Source organism: Janthinobacterium sp. BJB304 (assembly GCF_002735765.1).
GTDB lineage: Bacteria > Pseudomonadota > Gammaproteobacteria > Burkholderiales > Burkholderiaceae_D > Janthinobacterium.
In genome coordinates this window covers 1-552 of record NZ_PDZN01000057.1, presented here as the reverse complement: position 1 = coordinate 552, position 552 = coordinate 1, and the positions used below count along the sequence as shown (strand labels likewise).

Sequence of the window (552 nt, the reverse complement as noted above, 5' to 3'; positions counted from 1 at the left end):
ATATCCGCAGCTTCGGTGACTGGCTTAGCCCCGTTACATCTTCCGCGCAGGACGACTCGATCAGTGAGCTATTACGCTTTCTTTAAATGATGGCTGCTTCTAAGCCAACATCCTGACTGTTTTAGCCTTCCCACTTCGTTTTCCACTTAGCCAATCTTTGGGACCTTAGCTGGCGGTCTGGGTTGTTTCCCTCTTGACGCCGGACGTTAGCACCCGACGTCTGTCTCCCAAGCTCGCACTCATCGGTATTCGGAGTTTGCAATGGTTTGGTAAGTCGCAATGACCCCCTAGCCATAACAGTGCTCTACCCCCGATGGTGATACTTGAGGCACTACCTAAATAGTTTTCGGAGAGAACCAGCTATTTCCAAGTTTGTTTAGCCTTTCACCCCTACCCACAGCTCATCCCCTAATTTTTCAACATTAGTGGGTTCGGACCTCCAGGGCGTGTTACCGCACCTTCATCCTGGCCATGAGTAGATCACTTGGTTTCGGGTCTACACCCAGCGACTGATCGCCCTATTCGGACTCGATTTCTCTACGGCTTCCCTAT

1 rRNA gene is annotated in these 552 nt (G+C 50.9%); it reads right to left on the bottom strand.

Annotated features, from left to right (window positions below):
• Positions 1–552 (bottom strand): 23S ribosomal RNA (locus CSQ95_RS28910); the annotation flags it as partial.